At 46.2% G+C, this 26,123-nt stretch carries 19 protein-coding genes and 2 pseudogenes; 15 read left to right on the forward strand and 6 right to left on the reverse strand.

What is annotated here, in order from left to right; translation table 11 throughout:
- Positions 1 to 7 precede the first annotated feature (7 nt).
- Positions 8 to 307, forward strand: coding sequence for a hypothetical protein (locus QUB56_RS20930; protein WP_332957795.1), 300 nt, complete (start codon positions 8 to 10; stop codon positions 305 to 307).
- 281 nt (positions 308 to 588) lie between these two features.
- Positions 589 to 1,251 carry an AraC family transcriptional regulator gene (locus QUB56_RS20935; RefSeq protein WP_332957797.1) on the forward strand — a complete coding sequence of 221 codons (663 nt, stop codon included), beginning with the start codon at positions 589 to 591 and terminating at the stop codon, positions 1,249 to 1,251.
- A 238-nt stretch (positions 1,252 to 1,489) separates the two neighbouring features.
- Here the strand turns inward: QUB56_RS20935 and QUB56_RS20940 are convergent, their stop codons facing one another.
- Positions 1,490 to 1,810: a ParB N-terminal domain-containing protein gene (locus tag QUB56_RS20940; protein WP_332957823.1), complete on the reverse strand. Its 321-nt coding sequence runs from the start codon at positions 1,808 to 1,810 to the stop codon at positions 1,490 to 1,492.
- A 210-nt stretch (positions 1,811 to 2,020) separates the two neighbouring features.
- Here QUB56_RS20940 and QUB56_RS20945 point away from each other — a divergent pair, with 210 nt between their 5' ends.
- On the forward strand, positions 2,021 to 3,190 hold the full coding sequence (locus tag QUB56_RS20945) for a DUF7005 family protein (RefSeq protein ID WP_332957799.1): 1,170 nt from the start codon (positions 2,021 to 2,023) through the stop codon (positions 3,188 to 3,190).
- A gap of 83 nt (positions 3,191 to 3,273) precedes the next feature.
- On the opposite strand, the gene QUB56_RS20950 is transcribed toward QUB56_RS20945, so the two are convergent.
- Positions 3,274 to 4,707, reverse strand: a complete 1,434-nt coding sequence (locus tag QUB56_RS20950) for a transposase (RefSeq protein WP_332957801.1) — start codon at positions 4,705 to 4,707, stop codon at positions 3,274 to 3,276.
- A gap of 557 nt (positions 4,708 to 5,264) precedes the next feature.
- Between QUB56_RS20950 and QUB56_RS20955 the strand changes: the two genes are divergently transcribed.
- From QUB56_RS20955 to QUB56_RS20990, 9 genes and pseudogenes are all read left to right on the forward strand, one after another.
- Positions 5,265 to 8,630, forward strand: coding sequence for a type 2 lanthipeptide synthetase LanM family protein (locus tag QUB56_RS20955; RefSeq protein ID WP_332957803.1), 3,366 nt, complete (start codon positions 5,265 to 5,267; stop codon positions 8,628 to 8,630).
- 210 nt (positions 8,631 to 8,840) lie between these two features.
- Entirely contained in the window at positions 8,841 to 8,951 is a 111-nt protein-coding gene (locus QUB56_RS37350) for a transposase (RefSeq protein ID WP_445243377.1), read from the forward strand.
- Between the two features lie 305 nt (positions 8,952 to 9,256).
- Positions 9,257 to 9,418, forward strand: a pseudogene (locus QUB56_RS20960) (IS701-like element ISPlag1 family transposase); the annotation flags it as partial.
- A 258-nt stretch (positions 9,419 to 9,676) separates the two neighbouring features.
- Positions 9,677 to 9,976, forward strand: a complete 300-nt coding sequence (locus QUB56_RS20965) for a Nif11-like leader peptide family RiPP precursor (RefSeq protein ID WP_332957804.1) — start codon at positions 9,677 to 9,679, stop codon at positions 9,974 to 9,976.
- Positions 9,977 to 10,220: 244 nt separating this feature from the next.
- Positions 10,221 to 10,670: pseudogene (locus QUB56_RS20970) on the forward strand (aspartyl/asparaginyl beta-hydroxylase domain-containing protein); the annotation flags it as partial.
- A gap of 60 nt (positions 10,671 to 10,730) precedes the next feature.
- On the forward strand, positions 10,731 to 11,615 hold the full coding sequence (locus QUB56_RS20975) for a GNAT family N-acetyltransferase (protein ID WP_332957806.1): 885 nt from the start codon (positions 10,731 to 10,733) through the stop codon (positions 11,613 to 11,615).
- Positions 11,616 to 11,725: 110 nt separating this feature from the next.
- Positions 11,726 to 13,174, forward strand: a complete 1,449-nt coding sequence (locus QUB56_RS20980; RefSeq protein WP_332957808.1) for an NHLP bacteriocin system secretion protein — start codon at positions 11,726 to 11,728, stop codon at positions 13,172 to 13,174.
- The gene (locus tag QUB56_RS20985; protein WP_332957810.1) at positions 13,161 to 15,419 is read left to right on the forward strand and encodes an NHLP family bacteriocin export ABC transporter peptidase/permease/ATPase subunit; all 2,259 of its coding nucleotides are present in this window, start codon (positions 13,161 to 13,163) and stop codon (positions 15,417 to 15,419) included. The genes QUB56_RS20980 and QUB56_RS20985 overlap by 14 nt, the downstream gene beginning before the upstream one ends.
- A 2-nt stretch (positions 15,420 to 15,421) precedes the next feature.
- Positions 15,422 to 18,334: an NHLP bacteriocin export ABC transporter permease/ATPase subunit gene (locus QUB56_RS20990; RefSeq protein ID WP_332957812.1), complete on the forward strand. Its 2,913-nt coding sequence runs from the start codon at positions 15,422 to 15,424 to the stop codon at positions 18,332 to 18,334.
- Positions 18,335 to 18,625: 291 nt separating this feature from the next.
- Here the strand turns inward: QUB56_RS20990 and QUB56_RS20995 are convergent, their stop codons facing one another.
- The 3 genes from QUB56_RS20995 to QUB56_RS21005 all read right to left on the reverse strand — a co-directional run bounded on the left by QUB56_RS20995 (position 18,626) and on the right by QUB56_RS21005 (position 20,677).
- On the reverse strand, positions 18,626 to 19,387 hold the full coding sequence (locus QUB56_RS20995) for a hypothetical protein (protein ID WP_332957813.1): 762 nt from the start codon (positions 19,385 to 19,387) through the stop codon (positions 18,626 to 18,628).
- A gap of 796 nt (positions 19,388 to 20,183) precedes the next feature.
- The gene (locus QUB56_RS21000) at positions 20,184 to 20,399 is read right to left on the reverse strand and encodes a hypothetical protein (RefSeq protein WP_332957814.1); all 216 of its coding nucleotides are present in this window, start codon (positions 20,397 to 20,399) and stop codon (positions 20,184 to 20,186) included.
- A gap of 47 nt (positions 20,400 to 20,446) precedes the next feature.
- Positions 20,447 to 20,677, reverse strand: a complete 231-nt coding sequence (locus QUB56_RS21005) for a hypothetical protein (protein WP_332957815.1) — start codon at positions 20,675 to 20,677, stop codon at positions 20,447 to 20,449.
- Positions 20,678 to 21,058: 381 nt separating this feature from the next.
- On the opposite strand from QUB56_RS21005, the gene QUB56_RS21010 reads away from it, so the two are divergent.
- Entirely contained in the window at positions 21,059 to 22,810 is a 1,752-nt protein-coding gene (locus tag QUB56_RS21010; protein WP_332957816.1) for a hypothetical protein, read from the forward strand.
- A gap of 373 nt (positions 22,811 to 23,183) precedes the next feature.
- Here QUB56_RS21010 and QUB56_RS21015 read toward each other — a convergent pair whose 3' ends face one another.
- The gene (locus tag QUB56_RS21015) at positions 23,184 to 23,483 is read right to left on the reverse strand and encodes a hypothetical protein (protein ID WP_332957817.1); all 300 of its coding nucleotides are present in this window, start codon (positions 23,481 to 23,483) and stop codon (positions 23,184 to 23,186) included.
- A gap of 90 nt (positions 23,484 to 23,573) precedes the next feature.
- On the opposite strand from QUB56_RS21015, the gene QUB56_RS21020 reads away from it, so the two are divergent.
- A complete protein-coding gene (locus QUB56_RS21020) occupies positions 23,574 to 23,828 on the forward strand; it encodes a FitA-like ribbon-helix-helix domain-containing protein (RefSeq protein WP_332957818.1) in 255 nt (84 codons plus the stop codon).
- Positions 23,829 to 24,056: 228 nt separating this feature from the next.
- A complete protein-coding gene (locus tag QUB56_RS21025) occupies positions 24,057 to 26,105 on the forward strand; it encodes a WD40 repeat domain-containing protein (RefSeq protein ID WP_332957819.1) in 2,049 nt (682 codons plus the stop codon).
- Positions 26,106 to 26,123 lie beyond the last annotated feature (18 nt).

Consider the following 26,123-nt stretch of genomic DNA (forward strand, 5'->3'; position numbering starts at 1 on the left):
CTTTCTTATGACGAATTTAGGAGCGCTCACAAGTGCGATTCCCTACGGGATAGCTTCGCTTCACGCTGCCTATCAGAAGCAGAGGGGAATTGAACAAATGTTCCGAGATTATAAAAGTGGAGGCTATTATTTAGAGGGAACAGGCTTAAAATCTCAGCGACTGATGGTCTTATTTTTATTAATAGCACTAGCCTATAGTAGTGCGCTCGTGCCAGGACAAACTCGGAAAATGAAACAGGTAAAAAAGTATATTCTTCGTGATAATGAACAAAAAAAAGCATTCTCGATGGCGTACCTTTGGGAGTGATTTAGATAGCCAATAATGGCTAACATACCTGGAAAAATATGCCGGAGAGGTTCAAGAGTTAATGACATTAACCCCGACTAAGCGCCAATTTTATCAACGGGGGATGAGAGCTACAAGTCTGATTTAGTCTAGATATTAGCCATCTTTGTCACCCCCCCAGGGAAACAACTTAATCTTGCATGTAAAACCCAGGAGAGTAAAACCAGAGACAGATACAGAAAATTTGTCGCTAAATTAAGCTTTAGGTCAAGGTGCGTGAAATCCTTATATAAAGAGCGGCAATGAAAAAGATTTTAGTGATAGAAATGGATTTGGAAGGAGATGACTATCCCACCAAACCTTCTACGGCTGAAGAATTACTCAGAGAGATCGCAGACCTACTGGAAAAACAAGCCGCCCTCAGACAGGGGTGCGCTATTGAGTCCCAACGAGTTCCATCACTACTCCCTGGTGAGACAGCCAAACCGCCAGGTTTCCAGTCGCTCTTTCCTGCTTGCCCTCACCTGAAGGATGTTTTCCACTTTATTGAAGCAAATTATCACCAACCGATTGGGCTGTCTGATGTAGCTAAGGCAGTTGGTTACTCCCCAGCTTACTTAACCAACTTAGTGCGATGTCAGACCGGACAGACGGTGAACCGATGGATTGTCGATCGCCGAATGGCAGCGGCACGCTCCTTACTCCTAGAGTCTGACCAGTCAGTAGAGCAGATTGCTACAGCAGTGGGCTATCAGAATGTGGGTCATTTCTTCCGTCAGTTTCACCAGCTTTACGGCATGGCTCCGAAAGCTTGGAAGAAGAGCAATAGCAGTTACGTTAATTCTTCTCACACTGTTAAGTCTATCAAGCTTTATATAGGAGGATTTGACGAGGATGGCACAGCTCATGACTACCTAGCTGCTACAAAATCATCGAAAGATAAGCGAGAACTGATCGAAAGATAAGACATTGGTAATTGTTTAGGTATTCTATACACTTATAGGTAGAAATGAATAAAGAGGCAAATACTTGCTCGACAGTTTCCGTTTCCGTCTTACCCGAAACGTTTCGGGTAATCTTTCCTTTAGCCTCATTTTCCATTCGGTAGAGGAGCGAGGTCACGTTTGCTATGTCATATTGCAGTCGGAGGGACAGAAGGCTTAGTATTCCTTCAGTCTCCTCAACGGGATTTAAATCCTCCCGTTACAGATTTTCAACTAGGGCATACTGAATTGCCTGGTCATCAGTCATCTCCCGAATAGTTGCAGGCACTTTGGTTAGTCCAGCCTCAAGAGCCGCTCGATACCGTCGCTCTCGGGCCACTACCTCATACTTCTTACCCACAGGTCGGACTAATAGGGGCTGGAGAATGCCTTCGCTTTTAATCGACTCCACCAAAGACTGCATTGCTTGGGGGTCAAAGTAACGCCTAGACTGTGTCTGGGGCCAAGTAATTTTGTCAAGGGGCAGCGTGGAAGGAACCGACTCTGACTCGGATTCAGCAAATAGAGCTACATTTTTCAGCTTTGAGTGCTCAGCAGGGGACTGTCTGAAGTTGGATTACTTGTTCATTGACACTCACCCCGATCTCAATGAAGAAACCTTAATTTCTATCGGTATCTTTTGCCTGCCCTACTCTGAGCATCCTATCAGTCAGACGATGAAAGGAATTGCTGAGCAGATTGTTGGGGTGTCGCTTGATATAAGAAAGGTACTCATGGCAGGCGATCGCCTATGAACAAACAACAGGAATTTCGGAAAAGTGTGCTGGCCTCCTATGGTGCGAGTGCCTCCCAGACAGAGGAACTGCTTGCCTACAATCAAAATGTCTTTGAACGCAGTGGTTTAAAACATCCTGTCAAGTTTCCGCTTGCACCCGAAGCCCATGTGGCTGCCTGGCAGGAATATGCCGTTGCAGCAAGAGTTGTAGGGGTATTTGAGGTGCTGTCAGAGAAACTGGTGCAGCTTCGGTTTGCCATCCAGGAGGGTATCAGCCAGACTGAGGCATATCGCTTTGCCACTCGTAGGGGGGTTTCGGTGGATGGTATGGCAGAGGCGACGGGTTTAGTTTTGAGGCAGCCTGACAAACTTCAGTTGATGGTGCATCAAAGCCTAGCTGGAGCCATCCCGGTTGTGCTTGCTGGGAACCGGGAGGATTTTGTTTCTCTGGTACAGGCGATCGCAATGCACAATGAACCTAAGCCTGTCCCTGCTTCTATGGGAGCGTGCACAGTAAGCGGGTTCAACAACTGGGACAGGATTCGCCAGTATCGCCAACAATGGGAAGCTCGAAATTCTGGTAATTGCTCCGCAAGTAGTTGGGCAGAGGAGTTTAAGCGGATTATCCCCCGGAAGGAGCTTTATCAGGATCGGTTTATTATTTTGAGTGACAGTCCTTATAGCGACGTTTCAGCCAGCGACATGGGACTAAAGGAACCGGAGTGGCAGCGTTTATCTCTAGCGATTCGGCTGGAACATGAATGTACCCACTACTTTACACGTCGCTTGTTTAACTCGATGCGAAACAATCTGCTCGATGAACTGATCGCCGACTACAGGGGTATTGTAACGGCCATAGGGTACTATCGGGCTGACTGGTTCTTACGCTTCCTGGGGTTAGAGTCGTTTCCCCATTACCGAGAGGGAGGCAGGCTGCAAAACTACCGGGGTGAGCCACCGCTTTCGGATGGGGCTTTTAAGATTTTACAGGCCTTGGTAAAGGTTGCCGCAGAAAATTTGGAGGGCTTTGAGGCTGAGCATACAAGCGAGTTGAGAGAGACCAGTTTTCAACCCCTGATGTTGATGAGCTTAATCGGCTTGACTTTGGAAGAATTGGCGTCCCAAGAAGCAAGCTTTCGCATCCAAAAAACCTTAGAGCAATTGCAGACAACTAAGGGTGCATAGAGGCCTCAAGATTTTGGAATTTGAGGCAATTGGAGGCCCTATTTTGCTCTTTAAAATATACGGAGTGTGAACGAACCTGACGGTCAACTGAGTACAGTTAGACCGCAGGCTTCTTTTTCCTTTTTTGCAAAGGCTTTTTTGAGTGACGAAGTTCCCCCGCCACTTTCGTAACTCAGTCCAATCTTTTTGATAAGCTTGGCTGAATTTTCATCTCGATCCAAAGATTCTCCACACTGACAAGAATGCCACCGCTCCGACAATTCTTTCGGTACTTTATTGAGGCAATTCCAACAATGCTGAGAAGTTCCCTTGGGGTCGATAAACAAAACGCTTTTACCTAGTTTCCAAGCAATATATTCGAGAACAGTAGCGAACTGACCGTGAGCAGCATCAAGCATTGATTTATTCAATCCACTTTTGGCAGCTTGACCATTTGGCAAGTAGACCAAATTTCCCTCATCAAAAGCGGTATACGGCTTGGCACGTCTAGTCAAATTCTTAATGCTCAAATCTTCAACAATCAAAACCTCACACTTATCAAAAAGTTCATGTGCTGCCTTGAATTGAAAATCCAGCCTTGCCCTGGCTACAAATTGATGGAGTTTGGAAATCTTGCTCTTGATAATTTGCCAAGGTTTAGAATTCTTGACTCTATTAGCCAGCTTCGATTGAAGTCTTGCTAACTTCTCAGCAGACTTCCTCAAAAACCTGGGATTTTCGATCCTTTCGCCAGTGGACGTGTAGACATAATTGGTGACTCCTAAATCAATACCAAGACTGTTTTCTTCGGTCGGTTGAATTTCTACAACCGTTACTGGAACTGTTTTATCTTCTAGCGTTAGGGAAACATACCACCCATCCGCTTCTGGGATAACCGTTCCAGTCTTAACCTTGAAACCTGCTGGTATTGAACGATGGAATACCATTGGTACTTGACCTATTTTCGCAAGGTCAATACAAATTCTATTTTGCTCATCCTTGATAATATCGAGATTATCTAATTGAGGATAAGTAAAAGATTTATAGTAGTGGGAACCTTTGAATTTTGGTTTACCCCTACGATTACCGTTTTTGTCCGGTGTTGTAAAATTTGAGAAAGAAGTTTCCACTCGGTTCACCACATCCTGCAAAACTTGAGAATCCAAGCTTTTGTATTCAGAAAGTAGTTTCTTAGTATTTTTCAAGTCGGATAGTTGTATCGTTTGCCATTGAACGTAACCGCCTTCAATGTTTGAGAAAACATCACCTTTCTTAGTCAAAGGATTGCCCTGTTCATCTTTTTTTCTACCATCTCTAGTTTGTGTTCTAGTTAAGGGAATATTTTGATAAATTTCCTCAATAGGGATGATAGATGCAGTTAAAGGGCAAGCATTGATTGGTGTTCTCGTAGACTCCCACCACCTATATCTTTCGCCTAGTCGATAATTGTATTGTCTACGACAGAGTTCTAGATGTTTTTCGATGGTCGTCAATTGGGCTTTTGTGGGTTTGAGGCGGTATTTATACGTTAATTGCATCAGAAACTTCCTTTTTCGACCTTATTATAGTATAGTAAACCTGTGCACAAAACACAATACTAATTACAATATAATTGTCGGTTTCCGGCCGCGACAACCGACGCGCCTCTCATCCCTACTGTGATTTATTTGGGGTACAACGAGAGCGCTCAGATTTATCCCCTCTAAATACACAGAGGGACTTCCCGGCTGGTAGTTAAATAATTGTGAAATTGAACAGCTCGTCAAAACCAGACAAGCGATCGCCCTTGAATGGACGCGACGCGGTTTACCCAGGAACTCCTGAAAAGCTGACGGGGTGACAAGCAAAGCATTAGACTAACCTGGTAAAAGGCCAGATTACCCGAAACGTTTCGGGCAAGACGGAAGCGGAAACTGTAGAGATCGAAAAAATTAAGAGTATCTCCGAAAAATTATCCATTGTATTCAAATGTTGAGCCTCCTATCCTTAAATAGTAGAGCATTTAGTAGTTAAGCCCTGTAAAATTAGCTTGAACTATATATCAACCAACTGGTGGGATTTGCATTGTACAACCTAGGTTAGGGAGAATTTACACGTGACAGCCACTCCATCTAAGACAACAACCACTCAATCAGACATATCACAAATTGTTAGCCAAGCATCGTTTTTATTTGAACGCCTCAGCGATGAGCATATCCAAGAAAACTTCACCCAAGTGAATGAAGAGGAAGCTAACACACGCCTAGCCCACTGGTGTAAAGTTGTTGCCCAGGGGGACTGGAAAAAATTTCAGAAGCGCCTCGAGTGGAATGGGTGGAATATTGAGAGAGTGCGTCAAGTACTAGGAACAGTGCCAGTCTTGGATAGTCAAGCCTTGCCAAATTGGGCAACCACTTTAACTGAGATTGTGCAAACAGTCTCAGAATTTAGCTTAAACGATATATCCCCAAGCCCGATTGCTCCCGAAAATCCTTATCCCTTTGAAGATGTACTGCTACCCCTGATTTTTGTGGCGAGGCAGAAGTTACTCAAGCGTCTGGGTTCTGTGTCATTATCCCCAGACTATTTACCGTTGAAAGTGCTCATTGAACCAGCCTACCTGAGTATGGAGGAGGCTTTACTCCAAAGATTGTCTCATATCAGTGCAAAAGTTTTGGAATTTGAATGCTTTCATTCTCGTCCCCTGGGACAAAGCTTACTTAATCTAGTAATAAAGAAGACAGAAGGTACGTCTAGTAAGTCCCTATACAATGCTTTTGTACAGAGGTTATTGTCCGATGGAATGCTGGCGTTTTTCCATAAATATCCTGTTTTAGGCAGGTTAATAGCAACAGCCATAGATTTTTGGGTAGAAGCAACAGGAGAATTTTTGGAGAGACTCAATGCTGATTTATCATTAATTCAACAAGCCTTCACTCCTTCGGAATCTCTTGAAGGGCAGATTATCCGTAATGAGCCCGGTAAAGTAATAGAAATTAAATCGACTCTGTCTGACGTACACAATCAGGGACGCTCAGTTATTGCCCTAACGTTTGAATCAAGTCTCAAGGTAATCTACAAACCTAAAGATTTAGGTTTAGAAGTCACATATTGTCAGCTATTAGAGTGGTGTAATGAAAACTTTTCATCGGAAATAACACAAGGATTTGATCGTCTTGCTTTACCCTTCAAAGTCATCAAGGTTTTGAATCAAGGAACCTACGGCTGGGTGGAATATGTAGAGCAACAGCCCTGTGAGGAAGAGGGAGCAGCACAGCGTTTTTACACACGAGCGGGGATGTTGGTGTGCCTGCTATATATCTTGGGAGGAAATGACTGTCACAGTGATAATTTAATTGCCTGCGGCGAACATTTTGTGCTGGTTGATATGGAAACTGTGATGCAGCACGAAGCCAGCTCGATCACAGATATCCTAGACGAAAGCGCAGTTTTAGTGGCGACGAATCAACTATTTGATTCAGTCCTACGCACAGGGCTGTTACCGATGTGGGAATTTGGTGTCAATACGTCCCTCGCCTACGATCTCAGCGCTTTGGGCAATGTAGATATTCAGGCAGCACCAATACCGATGCCCGTATGGAGATTTATCAACACGGATGATATGCAGCAGGGGTACGAGAAGATGCACAGACGTCTTGCAGCAAATATACCTGTTTTGAACGGGGTGGCACTGTCGCCTAACAACTATATTGATGAGTTAGTCACTGGGTTTGAGCAGATGTATCGCTTCCTGATGAAACAGCGGAAAGCACTACTAGCGCCTGATAGTCCCCTTGCTGCATTTGGCTCTCAGCAGGTGCGATTCCTTTTTCGCCCTACGAAAGTTTATAGTAAGGTTCTCTACAAGGCTATGGCTCCAGAATTTCTCCGACATGGGCTTTCCTGGAGTATGGAAGTAGACATTTTGAGTCGGGCTTTTCTGACGGCTGAGGACAAACCCAAGGCTTGGCAGATTTTGTCAGCAGAACTAAAGGCAATGGGACAGTTGGATATTCCCTACTTTAGTGCCACGACTGATAGTGATGCTCTCCCCCTTAGTTCAGAGCAAATTATACCTGAGTATTTTAAGGAACCCTGCTTGTCCCAAGTCCTGACTAAGCTGCAACAGTTGGATGAAACTGACTTGGCGCAACAAGTGGCGATTATTCAGTTGGCTTTTTATGCAAGAGTAGCGCGGGCTGAGCCAACCGCTCCGGGTAACTCTACCGCAGGAGATATAGGAAAGTATCCCACTTCCCTTTTGACATCCGAACAGTTACTACAGCAGGCGCAGAACATTGCTGTTGAAATTCAAGACCGAGCTATCACTGGTGCTGATGGCAGCCTTAGCTGGATTAATTTGACCTTTGTTCCCAAGGCCCTGCGTTTCCAAGTGATGCCCTTGGGCTATAGTTTATACGATGGCAACTGCGGTATTGCTTTATTTCTAGCAGCTTTAGCTAAAGTTACGCGCAACACCCAGTTCCGGGATTTAGCTTTGAGAGCGATACAGCCATTACAAAAATTCTTGCAAACGTCCGATACCCAGACTGCCCAAAGCGCAGCTAAGGATATGGGCATTGGTGGCGGTACAGGAGTTGCTTCTATTATCTATTCTCTAGTCAAAATCAGCCAATTCCTGGAGTTACCGCAGCTGTACGAAGATGCACAAACAGCTGCTAACTTAATGACACGGGAATTGATTGCTGCCGATGACAAGTTTGAACTCCTATGGGGTTCAGCAGGAGCAATTTTAGGACTATTGGCACTGTATCAAAAAACAGAAAATTCAGCGGTCTTGGAACGAGCAATTACCTGCGGTCAGCACTTACTAGATTATTGTCACCAAGCCTATATCTTGAAAACCGCAACCCCCAAGCCCATGACTGGTTTCTCCCACGGTGCTGCTGGCATTGCCTACTCATTGTTGCGTCTGTATGCAGTAACCCAGGATAGCGCTTATTTAGATGCGGCTCGTAATGCGATCGTCTATGAAGATAGTTTTTTTAACCCTACCGCTCTTAACTGGCAGGAAGCCTCTGTCGTTTATGAGTCTGCTTCACCATCAGTTTTTTGGTCAAGTTGGTGTCATGGTGCTCCTGGTATTGGTTTAGGGCGCTTGGGGGGAGTGTCGATTTATCAGACAGAGCAAATTCTCACTGATATAGAAGTTGCTTTGGGCACTACTCACAAGACTGGCTTGCAGGGTACAGATAATCTCTGCTGCGGCCATTTGGGGCGTACTGAAGTGTTCCTAGTGGCGGGACAAAAGCTTAACAGTCCCCAGTGGTATCAAACTGCCCGGGAACTCGCAGCTATGGTGGTGCAGCGAGCAACACAAACAGGGAAGTATCAGTTGTTTGGTGACATGCCAGACTCTGTGTTTAGTCCTTGTTTCTTTCAAGGATCTGCTGGCATTGGCTACCAATTGCTGCGGTTAGCTTACCCAGAAGCCCTGCCCTCTGTCCTGCTATGGGAATAAAATTATTGCACCAGTGTTATTGGAGTTTGGACAAAATAGTCTAGCCCAGCCACATGAGTAGCAGACCGGACAGGTATGAAGTTGGTTTTGAAATCACACGGGCTCAACACTCAAGTACTAGGGGTCAGGTAGCAGGTGGGATAGGTATGAAGTTGGTTTTGAAATAGCACCTTGTTATATCAATTTCCTTAACTGGATTGGCCAGAAAACTTGATTCCCATCTGCCAGCCAGCTCACAGCCCGGAACTCAATCCAATTGAGCGGTTATGGGAGTACGTCAAAGCTCAGTTACGTTGGGAAAACTGTCACAGCACAGGATGAGTTGCGTCACCAGGTTTATGGCATCCTTGCACAGCTCCCCCCCCACTGTCATTGCTTCCCTCACCAGTTGGGATTTCATCATAACGGCTCTAAGTGGCTGTAGCTCAGCTATTGAAAATCGCTAAGATCCTGGCGCTCACACCTAGACGGCCAGCGGTTACCCTGGCTCGAAAAGCGATCGCTTTCCCTGTTTTCGTGGATTGCTTGGCTCCGAAAGCGATCGCTTTCCCAGTTTTGAGTGATTGCCCTTGGCACTTGAAACTGTCTCTACTTATTTATTAAGCGCATCTTTACAGAGAATTGGTATAACTGGCGTGGAATCTTGCCATTGTCGCAATGCACAGATTCAGAGAAATCACATTAGCTGCGCCATGCTGGTTGGGTTACGGCTGAAAGACTTAGCCTATACAACTGGGCAAACTGTCTACCAACTCAAGCCTGGATTCCTCTTGCTCTACCTAATTTAGCAGCTTAAATACTGGTTCATACCCATCAGCCCGGCGTAAGTTAAGCTGGCGCTTACTGTGACAGTTCCGTAAGTCCTGCTCCTAAAAAGATCAACAGATATGTGATTAATATCAACAAATATGTAATGGATTAATAAAACAATCCTGACTAATATAAGCTAGGAGTTCAGCAGAGAACACAAAAAAGACTATATCGAATTAGATTTTTTAGATTCTGTGCTGTTAGGAAAATAAAATCTTTACGAGGCTTAAAAAATCATGAGTAACTTAGAACAGTTCTACACCTTTGTACAAACTAATCAACAACTGCAAGAGCAGCTAGGGGCAGCTAAAGACAGGGAAAGCTTTAATGAACTAGCAGTGCAGCTAGGTCAAGAAAATGGCTACACCTTCAGTGTTAAGGATGTTGACGCTTTTCTAAATCAGAAGAGTCAGGAGGAAAATGCCGAACTCAGCAACGAGGAGCTGGAAGCCGTAGCTGGGGGGAAACCCTGCCCGGGAGCCCTAACCACGATTTGTATCATAAGTAAGGATTGTTGGACGAATTCCCTTTGCTAGGGTCAACCTTTTACTGCTCCTGCCAATATAACGGGTGAAGAGCTCTAGTATAGCCTGGCGAAAATAGCATCGGGTAATGGGTAATTTGTTTATTGGTAATTTTCACCAAGTAATTTACTCATTACCTTAACTGCAAACTAATGATTGGACTTGATGAGTTTTCAGCTCAAGGTCAGGTTAGGAAAGAGAAATGTTTTACGAGACTACTGGTTTTTAATTTACAGAGAGTCTAGAGTCAAACTGGCTAGTTATTAAAGAAGAGTTAACCCGGCTGCAACCAAAAAACTTTATGCTTTGGTCAGAAAAGTTTCATTATAACCACGGCTGGAATGTTTTTGGTTTGTATGCTTTTGGGAAGAAAGTAGAGGATAACTGCAGCTTGTGTCCAGAAACAACGAAGTTAGTAGAGTCTATTCCTGGAATAACCACAGCAGCCTTTTCTTCCCTAGCACCAGAAACTCATATTGTCCCTCATGAGGGATACTCAAAACTTGTACTCCGTTGTCATTTGGGTTTAATTGTTCCCAATGGTTGTGGCATCCGAGTGGGTAGTCAAACGAAGAACTGGACGGAAGGCGAGTGCTTGATTTGTGATGATAATGTTGAGCATGAAGCTTGGAATCGCAGCTACCATCCCAGAATAGTTTGGCTGATTGACTTCAAAAAGGCTAACTTTCAAAGTTGCCTCAACTAAGTGATTTACTGCTTCTATTAGCGTATTAGTGAATCCACATTTATTTAATACACGCAGAAAATGTATACACTCAATGTTTTGAATGACTCAACAGCAGTCAAGTATGAGAAATTCACCTTCCCGGCCTTCCGGTATGTGCTACGGAGTATAGATTCACAAAAGTCTGTTATTGCGCTCGCGGCTTCTTACCTAGAGCAACCCGTTGGTTTAGCCCTCGCTGGAATTCGGGAGGATGATAGCTTTGCCGAGGTTCTCTCCATATTTGTTGAACCCGCACAGCGTTGTGCTGGAATCGGAACAGCTCTACTTACCCGTTTAGAAGAAGAGCTATCCCAGAGAGGATGTACAAAAGCTAAGCTGTCCTACATCACCGGAAAGTCCACAACGCCTGCTCTAGAACGCCTGCTCCAGAAATGCAACTGGACATATCCCCACCCCCGGATGCTGATATGCAAAGGCCAAGTAGAGACAATAATAGAAGCACCTTGGATGAAGAGATACAGTCAAATTCCTTCCTCATACAGTATATTCCCTTGGCTGGAAATCACTCAAGAAGAGCGACAAGCAATCCAACAGCAGCAGGAAACTCAGCCCTGGATTCCTGAAGACCTAATTCCCTTCCAATACGAAAAGGATTTGGAACCCATAACTAGCTTAGGTTTACGTTATCAAGGGCAGGTAGTAGGATGGATGATTAACCATCGCCTTTCCCCAGACACCATCCGCTACACCTGTAGTTTTGTGAGGAAGGATTTGCAGAAAATGGGGCGGATTATTTCCCTATATGCTGAAGCTGCTAAACTTCAATTGCAAGCAAAGATTTCCAACGTAATTTGGACTGTTCCAGTAGCTCATGAGTCTATGGTGAACTTTGTAAAACATCGGTGGGCTCCTTATTTGGCTTCTATTGGCGAAACCAAAGGTACTTTTAAATTATTGAAATAGGAACCGTCTCAATAGCTAGCCATAACTCAAAATCCAAATAATAAGGATAAGAAATCCGTTGCCAGTAGCCCAATTATTAAATTAATTTAGTAACACGAGCGTAATAGTAGATGTTAAATCAAAAGCGCGGTCTATTCCGAAAAGAATCAATCGAGCGTTTATCTTCTCCTGAAAGACTAGACCAACTAATGCAGGTAGTCAGTCCCAAAAGCTGGCTAACTCTAACGTCTTTGGGTTTTTTAGTAGTGATAGCTGGGATCTGGAGTGTTTATGGCCGCATTCCCATTACCGTAGAGGGTAAAGGGGTACTAATTTATCCGCGCAAAGTTGTACCGCTGCAATCGACAAGCTCAGGGCAGTTAATGGCTCTAAATGTCAAAGTTGGGGATGTCGTCAAAAAAGGTCAGGTACTGGGAACGATGAACCAAGCTGAACTTCAAAAGCAACTGCAACAGCAGCGGGCAAAACTGGTGGAACTAAACTCACAAAACCAAGCAGCCGGTTCGCTCCAAGGTATACGGCTCGAAGAGGATAAACAGTCGATGCAACAGCAGCGCAAGTACCTTCAGCAACGCATTCGCGAACTTCAAGTCGTGACGCCTGTCCTTAAAGCCAAAGGCAATGTCTCTATTGGGCAGGAACGCCAAGGCTTGCAGGATCGCCTCCAGAAAACCCAAGCTTTGACTGGCCTTTTCAAGCAGAGAATGGAAATCCGCAGACAGCTTTTCGAGAAAGAAGGAGCGATTACAAGTGATGATGCGCTGAAGGCAAAACAGGAATACCTGGAAAACCTCGAAAAAATTGCTGACATCCAAGCCCAGTTAAAGCAACTAGATGTTAAAGAAGCTGAACAAGAAAAGGCTTATCGTGAAAACCTCAGTACAATCTCCGAGCTCCAATCTCAATTGAAAGAACTGGACAGCAAACAAGCTACCCAGGCTCAACAAGATTTAGAAACTTTAACTGCACGGAAAAAAGAGATTCAAGAAGTTAAGCGAGAGATTGGCAAGCTGGAACTGGACCTAGGCAATACCAGCCAGATTATCAGTCAACACAGCGGACGCATTCTCGAAATCACTGTTACGCCTGGCCAAGTCGTCGATGCGGGAACCCGCTTGGGGAATATAGAGGAGGAGAATGCATCCAGCAAGCTGGTTGGTATAACTTATTTTCCGGTTGGGGACGGTAAGAAAATTCAACCGGGTATGAAGCTCCAAATTACGCCCAATACCGTCAAGCGGGAACGCTTCGGCGGCATCCTGGGCAGCGTCACGACTGTCTCATCATTTCCAGTCACAAAGGAAGCAGCCGCTACTATCGTGGGCAACCCAGAAGTAGTAGAAGGTCTGGTGTCTGACAAGGAGAAGGGACTAATACAAGTAGAAACTGACCTAGGGCTGGATCCCACTAGTTTTACCGGCTACAAGTGGTCTTCTTCCAGGGGACCGAACTTGAAAATCTCTTCAGGAACTACCACTGTTGTTCGAGTCAAGGTGGAAGAACGGGCTCCCATCTCGTATGTTTTCCCTATACTGAGGTCTGCCAGTGGAATCAACTAATCCTTTATTAGTGGCACTAATTAAGCCTTTGCAGCAGCTAAAAAAACTGCTCAAAAGCCAAAGTGGGCGGCAGGTAAAAACCCCCACACTCCTCCAAATGGAAGCAGTAGAATGTGGTGCCGCTGCCTTAGGAATTATTTTGGGTTACTACGGTCAGATTGTACCCCTGCTAGAACTTCGTCGAGAGTGCGGAGTTTCCCGCGATGGCAGCAAGGCTTCCAACATCGTGAAAGCTGCCAGAGCCTATGGACTTGAGGGGAAAGGTTATAAGAAGGGACTGGAGCAACTGCAAGACTTGCGCCCTCCCTATATTGTCTTCTGGAACTTCAACCATTTCCTGGTCGTGGAGGGATTTCGCAAACAGCGGGTTTATCTCAATGACCCAGCCAGTGGGCCTCGAACTGTTTCCTTACAGGAATTTGACGAGGGGTATACCGGAGTGGTGCTGGTCCTGGAACCCAGCTTGGAGTTCAAGAAAGGGGGTCGCAAGCCTAGCCTGATTCTATCGTTGTGGGAACGGCTACAGGGCACTACTGGTGCCTTGATTTACTGCGTAATTGCAGGATTTTTCTTGGCCCTTGTCGGGCTGGCGGTACCCGTGTTCAGCCAGGTATTTGTAGACGAAATCCTAGTGCAGCAACGGGAACAGTGGCTGCGTCCTCTGCTCCTGGGAATGGCGATTACAGCGGTACTCCAGGGGTGGCTGACGCTACTGCGATTGCGTTACCTGCGCCGTATGAAGATCAAGCTGGCTGTAGGGATGTCCAGCCGCTTTCTCTGGCACATCCTGCGCCTACCTGTTAGTTATTACGCCCAACGATTTGCTGGAGAAATCAGCAATCGCGCCAGTCTCAACGACCAAGTCGCTGATGTCCTATCGGGGCGCTTGGTGACTACCTCGATTGATGCGGTCATGGTGTTTTTTTACGCCGTAGTCATGCTCCAGTATGACTGGGTACTGACGTTGATTGTGGTCAGCTTTGGTGTCGTGAATATCTTAACCTTGCAGTTAATCTCCCGTCAGCGAGTAGACGCTAATCAGCGATTGATACAAGACTATGGCAAAGCTGCGGGCGTGTCCATTGCCGCTCTCCAAAATATAGAAACTATTAAGGCATCTGGGTTAGAGTCGGAGTTCTTTTCCCGGTGGTCAGGTTACTACACCAAGGCTATCAATTCTCAGCAGGAACTGCAGGTTACGAACCAGACCTTCTCAGTATTACCCGCGCTTTTGTCCGCCCTTTCGTCTATGCTCTTGTTAGCTGTGGGCGGTTTGCGGGTGATGGATGGGCATCTCAGCATCGGCATGCTTGTAGGCTTTCAAGGTATGATGCAGAGCTTCCAGCAGCCTGTCAACAATCTCGTCAGTTTCGGTAGTACCCTTCAAGAACTGGAGGGCAATTTGATTCGCTTGGATGACGTATTGCGAAACCCGATCGATCCGCAAGTAGAAGGCAGAATTCAGAAGGAGCAGAATGGAACAATTGAATTTGCCTCTTCACGTCTGCAAGGATATGTCGAGTTGCGAAACGTCACATTTGGCTATAGCCGCCAAGAGCCTCCCCTGATTGAAAACTTTAACCTTTCCATTAAACCCGGAGAACGAGTAGCCTTGGTAGGTAGGAGCGGTTGTGGCAAGTCCACCATTGCCAAAGTGGTAAGCGGACTTTATGAACCGTGGGTGGGACAAATTCGTTTTGATGGTCAACCCACGGACCAGATTCCGCATCAGGTACTCACTAACTCCATCGCCATGGTGGAGCAAGATATTCTGCTGTTTGGCGGAACCGTCAGGGAAAATTTAACTCTATGGGATGCCACAGTACCGGATAAAAACCTGATGCAAGCTTGCCAGGATGCGGCGATTAACGATGTGATTGTCTCGATGTCTGGGGGATATGATGCAGAGCTGATAGAAGGTGCGGCCAATTTGAGTGGGGGTCAGCGACAAAGGCTGGAAATAGCCCGAGCCTTGGTGAACAACCCCTCCATACTCATCATGGATGAAGCCACCAGCGCCCTGGATGCGGAGACGGAAAAAATAATTGACGAGAATCTGCGGCGACGGGGATGTGCCTGCTTAATTGTGGCACACCGATTAAGCACGATTCGGGACTGTGATGAAATCATCGTCCTGGAACGAGGAAAGGTGGTACAACGAGGCACCCACCAAGAATTGTGGCAAGTGGAAGGTGTGTACTCGCAGTTGATCAGCACTGAAGGTGAAGCACTCCAGGAAGCATAGAGATGGTTAATCAAGCTAATTTTAAAGACTTACAAGGTCAACTGTACCGAGTTAAGGGCAATGAGCCGATACTGCTGGATGACCCGCAGAAGGTTTGGTTGGTTCAGTCTGGCTCTATGGCGTTGTTTGCCGTCACGGTTAAAGATAGTGTTATAGAGGGGACTCGCCGTTATCTCTTCAGTATTAGCGAGGGAAATGCATTTTTTGGCATATGTGTCAACGATTTTAATGAAGACCGCCAAATTTTGGCAGTGCCGATCGGGGAGACAGAAGTATTCCAGGTTAATCAGGAATGTTTCGGCGAGTTAGTAGCCAAGGTCGATGCTAGAGCGATCGCCTGGGTAGAAGGTTGGCTTGGGCAACTCGGTACAGTACTCTCTGATATTGCAACGCCAGCGATTCAGGTGAGGGCTGAGGGAGGGGCACAATTTTCTCTGAGCAATGGTCAGACTTTCCAGCCTGAATCAGGTGTTATTTGTTGGGTCCAGATTCAGCAAGGGACTGTCCGTTGGATGGGGTTTGAAGAACTGACTCTGACAACCGCAGTAGGAACTTTTCCCCTCAGTGACAGAATGTGGCTAGAAGCCGTGGAGGAAGTTCAGCTTGTCACGGAAACCACAACCGATTTCCGGAACCTAGATATTCTGTTTGGGGGGTTGTCCCAGCTTCATACTCAACTCATGCGGTGCATTGACCTTTTAGATCGGCAGGAAGCAGAGGAAGAACAGCAGCGGTTGCGCGATCGCCAACGTCTCAATCATCAAGTCACAGCCGAGGCTCTAGGGGAACTAGCATCGAGCCTGAATTCCCAAGACGAGGACTTTATCCTAGAAGGCTCGCCTTTGTTGGTCGCTGCTGGTGCGGTGGGAAGGGTTATGGGGGTGAAAATCCAACCCCCGGCTAGGTCAGAAGACCTCAAGCGGGTAAAGGAGCCCTTAGAGGCAATTGTACGAGCTTCACGCATCCGAATGCGGCAGGTTCTGTTACGGGACAACTGGTGGGAAAAGGATTGTGGTCCCCTAGTCGCCTACACGCAGCAGGACAACCAACCAGTAGCGCTGCTGCCAGTTTCTGCGACTCGCTATGAAATCTTTGACCCTGTCGAGCAAACCCGCGTTCCTGTAGATGAGCATAGAGCCTCGACACTGGTTCCAGTTGCCTACACATTTTATCGCTCTTTACCCGATAAAGCCCTCACAGCTTTGGGTCTACTCCGGTTCGCACTCAAAGGACGTGCGAGGGACTTGCTTGTCATTTTATTTACTGGCATTGCTGTCACACTTCTAGGAATGCTCACCCCCCAAGCTACTGCGATTATAATTGACAACGCGATTCCAGATAGCGACAGGGGGCTATTGCTGCAAGTTGGATTGGGGCTGTTGGTTGCTGCCTTGGGGGCGGCGCTATTTCAACTAGCTCAGGGGTTCGCTATGCTGCGGATAGAAACGGCTGGGGACGCTTCTACTCAGGCTGCAGTATGGGATCGGCTGCTGAAGCTGCCGATATCCTTTTTCCGGAAGTACACAACAGGTGACCTTCAATCCCGCGTATCATCAATTAGTACAATCCGTCGCCAACTCAGTGGCAAGACTCTGATAAATCTCATTACCAGCCTCTTCGCACTGTTTTACTTGGGGCAGTTGTTTTACTACAACGTCAAATTAGCCCTAGTTGCTGTTGGTGTCGCAATAGTCGCGATCGCAGTCACCACAGTCTTTGGTGTACTTGTCCTCGGAAAGGTTCGTCCGCTACTGGAAGTACGGGGAAATATCTTTGGACAGACGGTGCAGTTAGTCAATGGGATTTCCAAATTGCGTGTTGCTGGTGCTGAGGAGCGTGCCTTCGCCTTTTGGAGTAAAAACTACAGTCAGCAAGTTAAGCTCGAACTCAGTAAGCAGCAAGTTGAAGATGGTGTTGCGCTGTTCAATACAGTGATGCCCACGCTGACTTCTGGAGTACTCTTCTGGTTTACTATTAGCCTGTTCGATCAGACTCAGACTTCAGGAGCTACCGGACTATCTCTTGGCACTTTCCTGGCTTTCAACACAGCCTTTGGCAATTTTATTAGAGGAGCCACAGACCTGAGCAATACAGCTACTGAAGCTATGCAAGTAATCCCTGAGTGGAAACGCACCCAGCCAATTCTGAGAACCCTACCGGAAGTAGATCTAAGTAAAGCGAATCCTGGCAAGCTCATAGGCAGAATTGTTGTGGAGCATGTTACCTTCCGCTACCGGAGTGATGGACCGCTGACCCTGGATGACGTAAGTATTTATGCGGAGCCTGGGGAGTTTATTGCACTTGTAGGAGCCTCTGGAAGTGGTAAATCGACCATCTTCCGATTACTACTGGGGTTTGAAATTCCCGAGGCTGGTGCGATTTACTACGATGGTCAAGACCTGTCTAGCTTAGATGTTGAGGCACTACGCAGACAGATGGGCGTCGTCTTACCAAATGGTCGGCTTATATCAACTTCCATTTTCGAGAATATCGCTTGCGGTGCTCAGATTACACAGGATGAAGCCTGGGAAGCCGCTCGTATGGCTGGGTTAGCTGATGAGATCGCAGCCATGCCAATGAAAATGCATACTGTGATTAGTGAAGGCGGTGGCAATATCTCTGGGGGACAACGGCAGCGGCTGCTCATTGCTCGTGCTCTGGCATTGAAACCCCGCATTTTGCTATTTGATGAGGCTACCAGCGCTCTAGATAACAGAACCCAGGCAATTGTTAGTGAAAGTTTAGATAAGCAGCAAGTTACCCGGATAGTGATTGCCCATCGGCTGAGTACAATCCGCAATGCTCACCGCATCTATGTACTCAAAGCCGGTCGGCTCGTGCAGCAGGGCAGTTTTGAGGAACTGGCTTCTCAGGAGGGGCTGTTCGCCCAGTTGATGGCTCGGCAGATGGTGTAGCTGGTGTTGTGCGTGGGGATGCGCGGTTTTCAAACTTAGACATTTTTTTCTAAATTTCTCGTTAAGGTTAGAGGAGCCGGACTGAGGTAAAAGAAGCCGTTAAACGCACTTTATAGAGTAGGCTGTTTTGCAAGGCAGCCTACCTATCGTGCATCTATGTAAGTTCTGCTGAAATCTCTCTAAATCTCTTTTAAAAAAGGAAGTTTGAGCCGAATTCCCCTTTTTTAAGAAAACTAGGAGGAATCGAGTAAAAATAGTTTAACTTTTTAACCATCGGCTTAGCACTAATTCTCAAACTGCTAGAGAGTTAAAGTAATCATCTTGCATTTTCCAAGCATCCTTTAGTTTGGTGTGATCCTGCTGAACCGCTTTGTGTAGTCCTATAAGCATGAAGGCATAGTAAGGATTGAGTTTTGAGGCAACCCTTTGGAAGTGAGTTCCGCAAAAGAGATGGTCATAAGCTTGGAGTTCTTTTTCTGTAAAGGCATACATTTGCTCTGATAGGGCAGCGTACAGAGTTCCGCCAGTATCAAAACGTTGCCAAATGCCCTCTGCTTTAAACATCACTGGACGGAAAGGCTCGAACTCAAAGTACTGAGAACGCAGATTTTTTAACTGCTCGCGCAAAACGCACACATTGGATATCCACAAGAAAGAAGTATGCAGTCGAAGATGCGTAATGCAACCAGTATACTCGCAGGCATACTTGGGAATTAGTCGCCCTGCCATAAGTTGTTCAAAACTCCATCCTTCTACATTCTCCCAAAAACATATATCTGGATCGACAAAAATTGCGGAACCCTCAAGTTGTTCGTTCAAGATCTGCTGGATAAATTGGTCATGAGCTATTCCTTGTTCGAGTTGAGTAAAGTTAGCATTGCATTCCTGTGCATACTGTCTCAGTACAGGTCGAACAGCAGGTAAGCTAGCGTTATCCACGACATGAATTTCAGCAGTCGGAAAACCCACTCGCAATGTTTTGAAAACCAGCGTGGTTCCATACAAGTTCTCAAGGCGATCGCACCACGTCAAAATATAAACATACTTAGCCATTTTCCTAAAACCTCCTTATTAGTGTAAATTCGAGTAAAAAGCATCCAGTTCTTCAGGAGTTTGTCCGCACATAGTACCGCCCATTAGAGTGGCGTCTTTTTTGCCCAGCACCTAGTTCATGCAGCCCCGAAAGCCTGTACCTTTGATGTGAAAGCCTATCATAACCGAAAAGCCGTCAATTTCACAGCATCGATTGCTCAGGCGGTAAAGCCCAGGCTTGTTAATAATTAGCGTACTGTAGATTGGGCGAGGTTTGCAACCATAGCTTTAATTGCACTCCCGTTTTCTCGAATGAGTTGCTGTACGCTTTCTAAGAGTCCTGTATTGACAACAACGGGTTCACGGAGCCCGCTGGTTGTCCCTACTTCATAAAGCGGGAATACGCTGTAAATTGTTAGTCCTCATCCAATCTCGATTGGTCAAAGTGGTGAAAAAGTGGCTCAAACACTTGAAATCTCTGCTTCGGGCGATCGATAAATTTTCTTCATGGGATAGACAATTAATAATAAATAACATCTCAAGAATAATGCTCGACGGTTACGACGCAAACACGTTGACTAAACCTTGACAGCTCGGGCTATCCAAGCCTTGCCTTTGAGGACTAAAGTCCTCAGTAGAGACTTAAATATTTATTTTAATTTGAGTGGATTTGGCTCAATACCGAGCGAACCCAAATAGCGAATTTTTTGAAATGAATTAGTGGAGGATAGAAATTAGCCCAATTAAATTCTCCTAAGAGCCTTTTTTTTGAGCTACAAATTAATATTTATCTAGCCTGATGACAGAAGAAAGCTGATTAATTTTTTTCATGAAGATTTGACATTTTTATCGATTCCAAAGACTCTTGCCTCACGCGACCCGCCATCGCAGCTAACTGCAAGCTCATAAAAGCATTCAAATCTTCCAAATCACACTTAGCTGAGGAAAAAATCTGCTGCATTTCATGTTCGGCTTCCAAACTAAGATATCCAGCGGCAATAGCTTGTTTTACAACTTCACGAATCTGCACCATCGAAATGTCCCCTTACTAATTTGAACAGATCAAAAGCCAACTAATTACTAACAGGAAGTTTCCGAGCCCCTCTCGCCAAAGATTTCAAATTGTTTCAGCTCGCGAGACTCTTGTTTCACCAAACCGGACATAGCTGCTAGTTGCAAAGCCATAAAAGCATTTAAGTCTTCCAACTCATACTTGGTGGTAGTTAACATCCGCCGCAGTTGATTTTCTGCTTCAATAGTTAGATAGCCTAGAGCGAGAGCTTGTTGGGCGAGGTCGCGAATCCGTACCATAATATTTCTGCGCTTTATTGTTTGACGCCTCAGTATCGAACGTTTTAACTGTACTTGCAGTGACGACTATTGCTCGATTTGTGTGACATTTTTAGGGGGCAGGGGTGACAGCCGGAGTCTCCGAGTGTGACGAAATGTTTACAAAGCTGTGATGGCTATCACGGGGGGGATGGGAGTGTCCGAGTGTCCGAGTGGGCGAGTGTCCGAGGGTCCGAGTGGGCGAGTGTCCGAGTGTCCCAGCCCTCGCGCCCTCGCGCGACAGAGTGGGAAAATCTTCAGGGAAGATCTGACTAATGACCAATGACTGATGACTACTGCCTTATACCTTCAGAAGACGCTCAGCGTCTATAATCAGCAAGTTAAATATTTACGGCAAGACATATGGAACTAGCTCATAAAGATTTGTTACAACAAATAGCCAGACTATCGGAAACTTATGGTAATTTGGGCGATCGCCTGTCAATGGCAGCAAAACAACTGCAAGACTCGGGCCTTCCTCCCTCCGACAGCTTGCTGCAAGAAGTCGCAGCCTACAGCCGCAACTTTGCGACTGTGCAAAAACAAGCTATCGACGCAAACAACTCGGCCATCGCCCCAGGGGAAATTACTTCCCTCAAAGACATTCAAAACTTAGTCGAGACAGCAGCAGCTTCCGAAGGTAAAGCATCCATTCGCGCCTCCGCTTTGAAAGTGATCGATCGAGTATTGGCGATCGCCCACCGCTCTCAAAGCGACTTCGCCCCCTTACAATCAGTTCAGGCCAAAGCCCGCGAACTGCACCGCGCGATTTCCTCTTCAACCCCAACTCAACTGCATTCCGACGCAGAATCCTTAGTCAGTGGCAAACACCCAGTTGCAGCAGTGCTGGCCTTGGTGGAACAGCAAGACAAATTAGACGACCAACAGTGGGTAATCCTCGAAGAAACAGTCAGCGCCGCTTTTGGCAAACAATTAGCCGTCGCCATTTCCCGAGGCAAATTAACCATTGCTGAGATGGTAAAAGCAGCACCTGCTAAAGTCGAACCCGGATCGAAAGCAGCGCCCCAACAAAAAATCAGCGCCGAACCCTTGCCGGAAGTGATTATCATCCCGTCGGGAAATGTGGCGCCGAAACAAATTGCAGTAGCGCCACAGATCCAGATTTTGGAATCCCCCGCACCTTCGGCCCCCATGCACGAGGTGATTATTGTTCCCAGCGTGGAAGTACCTAAGTCCCTCCCGAAAACGGGTTCGGGGAACATTGTCTTTGGGGCACCTCGGGACATTCAACAAGCAGTGGCAGTAGACGGCGCTTTGGGAATCAAAGTTTTGGTGCACATTCAGGGAATTGGCGATCGAACTTTCGGTTCTCAAGAATACGCGGGTACTAAGGGGCGGGGGCTGCGCGTCGAAGGATTTCAAATTAATATCGATCCGCCAATTCCCGGCTTAAATGTCGAGTACATGGCTCACGTCGAAGGTGTTGGCGACACTCCTTGGCTCAGCGAAGGAGAATTGGCGGGTTTTCGGGGTCAAGCGAAACGAATTGAAGGATTTGCGGTGCGGTTGAGCGGGCCGCAAGCTGATAAATACGACGTATTTTATAGCGCTCACATTCAGAATATCGGCGACACCGACGTGTCCTCCAACGGCGAATATTGCGGCACTCGCGGCAAAGCTTTGAGAATAGAGGGTATCAAAGTTTGGATCGCGCAGTCTGCGAGTTCCCAAACAGTGGCGCCTGTGAGTTTAAAAGTGTTGGCGCACATTCAAGGAATTGGCGATCGAACTTTTAGCGATCGAGAATATGCAGGCACTAAAGCTCAAGGCCGCCGCGTCGAAGGATTTCAAATTCAAATAGAGCCTCCCGTTCCCGGTTTAAATTTGCAGTACATGGCTCACGTTGAAGGAGTTGGCGATACTGCTTGGATCTCGGAAGGCGAGTTGGCCGGTTTCCGGGGCCAAGCTAAGCGCATAGAGGGATTTGCCGCGCGGCTGACAGGGCCGCAAGCTGATAAGTATGACGTATTTTATACGGCTCACATCCAGAATGTAGGCGATACTCCTGTTACTGCTAACGGTCAATATTGCGGCACTCGCGGCAAAGGTTTGAGGGTTGAAGGGGTGACGGTTTGGGTTGAGCCGAAAGCGTAAAAATTGAGAATGAATGGAAAGTTTTAAATAGCCTTTTCCATTCATTTTGTGTGGTTATATCGTGTTGAACAGGTTATTTATTGTATAATTTGCGCGATGGTAGGGGCGCGTTTTACCAACCATCTACGCCAAAAACTAATAATCCCAATAGTAAAATCCAGTCAACAGTCAACAATCACCGATGTTGCAACCGGAATCGATATAATTTATCTGCGTTAATCTGTGTTTATCTGCCCTCATCTGCGGTTAAAAAAAGAGAATTTGTCGGACCGCAGATGACAAGGGATTGACGCTGATTCACGCAGATGCAGAGAATAGAGATATCAATAATGCCGATGCTAACAGATTTGATATTACGCTAGCAGACACGATATTAATGGTGTAGCACGTGCAACAAGCCTTCTACCAGATGACCGATCGCACTTGGAGCAGCTTCGCAAGTCGCAGATTCGGCGGCGCAGTGGCTGGCGTGGAGTGCGTGTGAGACTGTTTTCGCCCCAGAGTCGATCGCGCTGTCAGCTACAAAACCCTTCGCCTCGTACTGGCCCATTTGGGCTTGCATCTTTTTGTTAAACTCGGATTGATTCGGCTCCCAATTGCGGACTGTTTGCACAATCTCAAGCGCAGCCCAAATTAGCATTCCGATGACGATCGCAGCAATCAAGTATCCCATAGCTTTCAAAAAAATTGAGGTTGGCTTTATCTAATTTAACGCAGCAATTGGCAACAAACAGGAAGGCAATGACAGCACTTTGCTAGCATAATGATGAGTATTCCTTTCGATACTAGAGGCAATATGGCAACAATTACGATTCGCAATGTGCCCGATCGATTGGTCGATCGCATCAAAGGGCTTGCGGAACAAAAGGGAGTTTCGATGGAGCAGGAAATTCGCGATATGCTACAACATTATGTGCAGCGGGGCGCGGCGATCGATCGCATCTGCAGGCCTTGGGACACTCTGCCCGTGCAAACCGCTAGCCAACTGCAAGACGGGAACAAGCAAGGACGAGCCTAATGGTAATTGATACAATGCCAGAGGAAGTTAAAGTGATTAGGTGCGATCGCTTCCTAGGGACGAAGTTTCCCGATAAGGTGCAGCTTTTAGAATAACGAGGCTGCCTGTAAAAAGGTCGGCATACCGCGATTTGTTAAATTGGTTAAAAATTATCGTTGAACGATCGCTAAAAGCTTCAATAATAATTAAGTTTAATCAAAATTTGTATAATCAACAGGTAAAAGTGCTATGACACAAAATCCCAATCGGCCTACAGAATACGATGCCGTTCTCGGTGGTGAGGCCCCAATGCCAACTAACGCGGCTATTTTGGGAGGTATCAAAGGTGTAAAGAGGCGCTTGGCGAGTGCGATTATCGAGCAAAAAATTGCCGCTGTTTCCGAAGCGCTTAAGTATGGAGAATCTGGTTTAGATTTGGTAATTCGTGCTTGGGAGGATGAATCGGAGCAAGTAGAAAAAGCTGCATATTTGTTGCTCCGAGATAGATCGGAACCGAGAGTAAAAAAGATTTTAAAAGAATACAAGCCGTGGAGGATTGGAGGACTCTCGTACACTTTTGGCTGGCATTTAGGATCAATTGATTCCGTTGCGATCGGCCCGGACAAACAAACTCTTGTCAGTGGGAGTAACGATAAAACCATCAAAGTTTGGAATTTGCATACCGGGGAATTGATAAGAACTCTTGCAGAACATTCAAACTTAGTTACTTCCATTTCCCTCAGCCCGGATGGGCAAATTCTTGTCAGTGGCAGTTGGGACGGAACCATCAAAATCTGGAATCCACATACCGGAGAATTGATGAGAACTCTTACAGGACATTCATCCTTTGTTAACTCTGTTGCCATCAGCCCAGACGCGCAAAGTCTTGTCAGTGGTAATCAGGACGGTACCATCAAAGTCTGGAATCTACATAGCGGGGAATTGATAAGAACTCTTGCAGAACATTCAGCCTCAGTTACTTCCGTTGCCATCAGCCCGGATGGGCAAACTTTTGTCAGTGGGAGTTACGATGGCACCATCAAAGTCTGGAATCTGCATAGTGGGGAATTGATAAGAACTCTTGCAGGACATTCAGTCTCGGTTTATTCCCTTGCCATCAGCCCGGATGGGCAAACTCTTGTCAGTGGGAGTAACAGTACAATCAAACTCTGGAATCTGCATAGCGGGGAATTGATAAGAACTCTTGCAAAACATTCAGGCTTGGTCTCGGTTTATTCCCTTGCCATCAGCCCGGATGGGCAAACTCTTGTCAGTGGGAGTGGAGACCGTACTATCAAAGTCTGGAATCTGCATAGCGGGGAATTGATAAGAACTATTGCAAAACATTCAGGCTTGGTTTCGGCTTGTTCCCTTGCCATCAGCCCGGATGGGCAAACTCTTGTCAGTGGGAGTTACTATACAATCAAAGTCTGGAATCTGCATAGCGGGGAATTGATAAGAACTATTGAAGGATATTTAACATCGGTTAATTCCGTCACCGTCAGCCCGGATGGGCAAACTCTTATCTGTGGGGGTCGCAAGAAGCTTGGAATTTGGAATCTGCATACTAAAGAATTTAGCACAACCCTAGAAGGACTTTCAACATCGGTTAATTCTTTAGCTATTAGCGCCGACGGGCAAACTGTTGTCAGTGGGAGTAAAGACTGCACTATCAAAGTTTTGAACCTGCATAGCAGGAAATTGATAAGAACTCTTGCAGGACATTCAGGCTCAGTTAATTCCGCCACCATAACCTTGGATGGGCAAATTATTCTCAGTGGAAGTAACGACAAAACCATTAAAATTTGGAACCTGCATACCGGACAATTGATAAAAACTATTGCAGGACATTCAGGCTCAGTTAATTCCGTTGCTATCTGCTCATACAGACAAACTATTGTCAGTGGCAGTAGGGACAAAACCATCAAAGTCTGGAGCCTGTATAGTGGAGAAGTGATAAGAACTCTTACAGGGCATTCAGGCTCAGTTAATTCCGTTGCTATTAGCCCGGATAGGGAAATTATTGTCAGTGGGAGTAAGGATAATACCATCAAAGTCTGGAATCTGCATACTGGGGAATTGAGCAAAACCCTTACAGAACACTCAGAGTCAGTTAATTTGGTAACCATCAGCCAGAACGGAAAACTTATGGTCAGTGGAAGTAACGATGGAACCATCAAAATTTGGAGCCTGCCGGACAAAAAATTGATAAAAACTCTTTCAGGACATTCAGACTTGGGTAATACCATTTTGCCAAATAAGTGCTACAATGCCAGAAAAATAAGGGATATTTTATGAAGGTCAACTATCAAGAAA

The organism is Microcoleus sp. AR_TQ3_B6 (assembly GCF_036702785.1).
Lineage (GTDB): Bacteria > Cyanobacteriota > Cyanobacteriia > Cyanobacteriales > Microcoleaceae > Microcoleus.

Coding starts and splice junctions, on each gene's coding strand:
- QUB56_RS20930 (WP_332957795.1), top strand. CDS start 8: ATGACGAATTTAGGAGCGCTCACAAGTGCGATTCCCTACGGGATAGCT.
- QUB56_RS20935 (WP_332957797.1), top strand. CDS start 589: ATGAAAAAGATTTTAGTGATAGAAATGGATTTGGAAGGAGATGACTAT.
- QUB56_RS20945 (WP_332957799.1), top strand. CDS start 2,021: ATGAACAAACAACAGGAATTTCGGAAAAGTGTGCTGGCCTCCTATGGT.
- QUB56_RS20950 (WP_332957801.1), bottom strand. CDS start 4,707: ATGCAATTAACGTATAAATACCGCCTCAAACCCACAAAAGCCCAATTG.
- QUB56_RS20965 (WP_332957804.1), top strand. CDS start 9,677: ATGAGTAACTTAGAACAGTTCTACACCTTTGTACAAACTAATCAACAA.
- QUB56_RS20975 (WP_332957806.1), top strand. CDS start 10,731: ATGTATACACTCAATGTTTTGAATGACTCAACAGCAGTCAAGTATGAG.
- QUB56_RS20980 (WP_332957808.1), top strand. CDS start 11,726: ATGTTAAATCAAAAGCGCGGTCTATTCCGAAAAGAATCAATCGAGCGT.
- QUB56_RS20990 (WP_332957812.1), top strand. CDS start 15,422: ATGGTTAATCAAGCTAATTTTAAAGACTTACAAGGTCAACTGTACCGA.
- QUB56_RS20995 (WP_332957813.1), bottom strand. CDS start 19,387: ATGGCTAAGTATGTTTATATTTTGACGTGGTGCGATCGCCTTGAGAAC.
- QUB56_RS21000 (WP_332957814.1), bottom strand. CDS start 20,399: ATGGTGCAGATTCGTGAAGTTGTAAAACAAGCTATTGCCGCTGGATAT.
- QUB56_RS21005 (WP_332957815.1), bottom strand. CDS start 20,677: ATGGTACGGATTCGCGACCTCGCCCAACAAGCTCTCGCTCTAGGCTAT.
- QUB56_RS21010 (WP_332957816.1), top strand. CDS start 21,059: ATGGAACTAGCTCATAAAGATTTGTTACAACAAATAGCCAGACTATCG.
- QUB56_RS21015 (WP_332957817.1), bottom strand. CDS start 23,483: ATGGGATACTTGATTGCTGCGATCGTCATCGGAATGCTAATTTGGGCT.
- QUB56_RS21020 (WP_332957818.1), top strand. CDS start 23,574: ATGATGAGTATTCCTTTCGATACTAGAGGCAATATGGCAACAATTACG.
- QUB56_RS21025 (WP_332957819.1), top strand. CDS start 24,057: ATGACACAAAATCCCAATCGGCCTACAGAATACGATGCCGTTCTCGGT.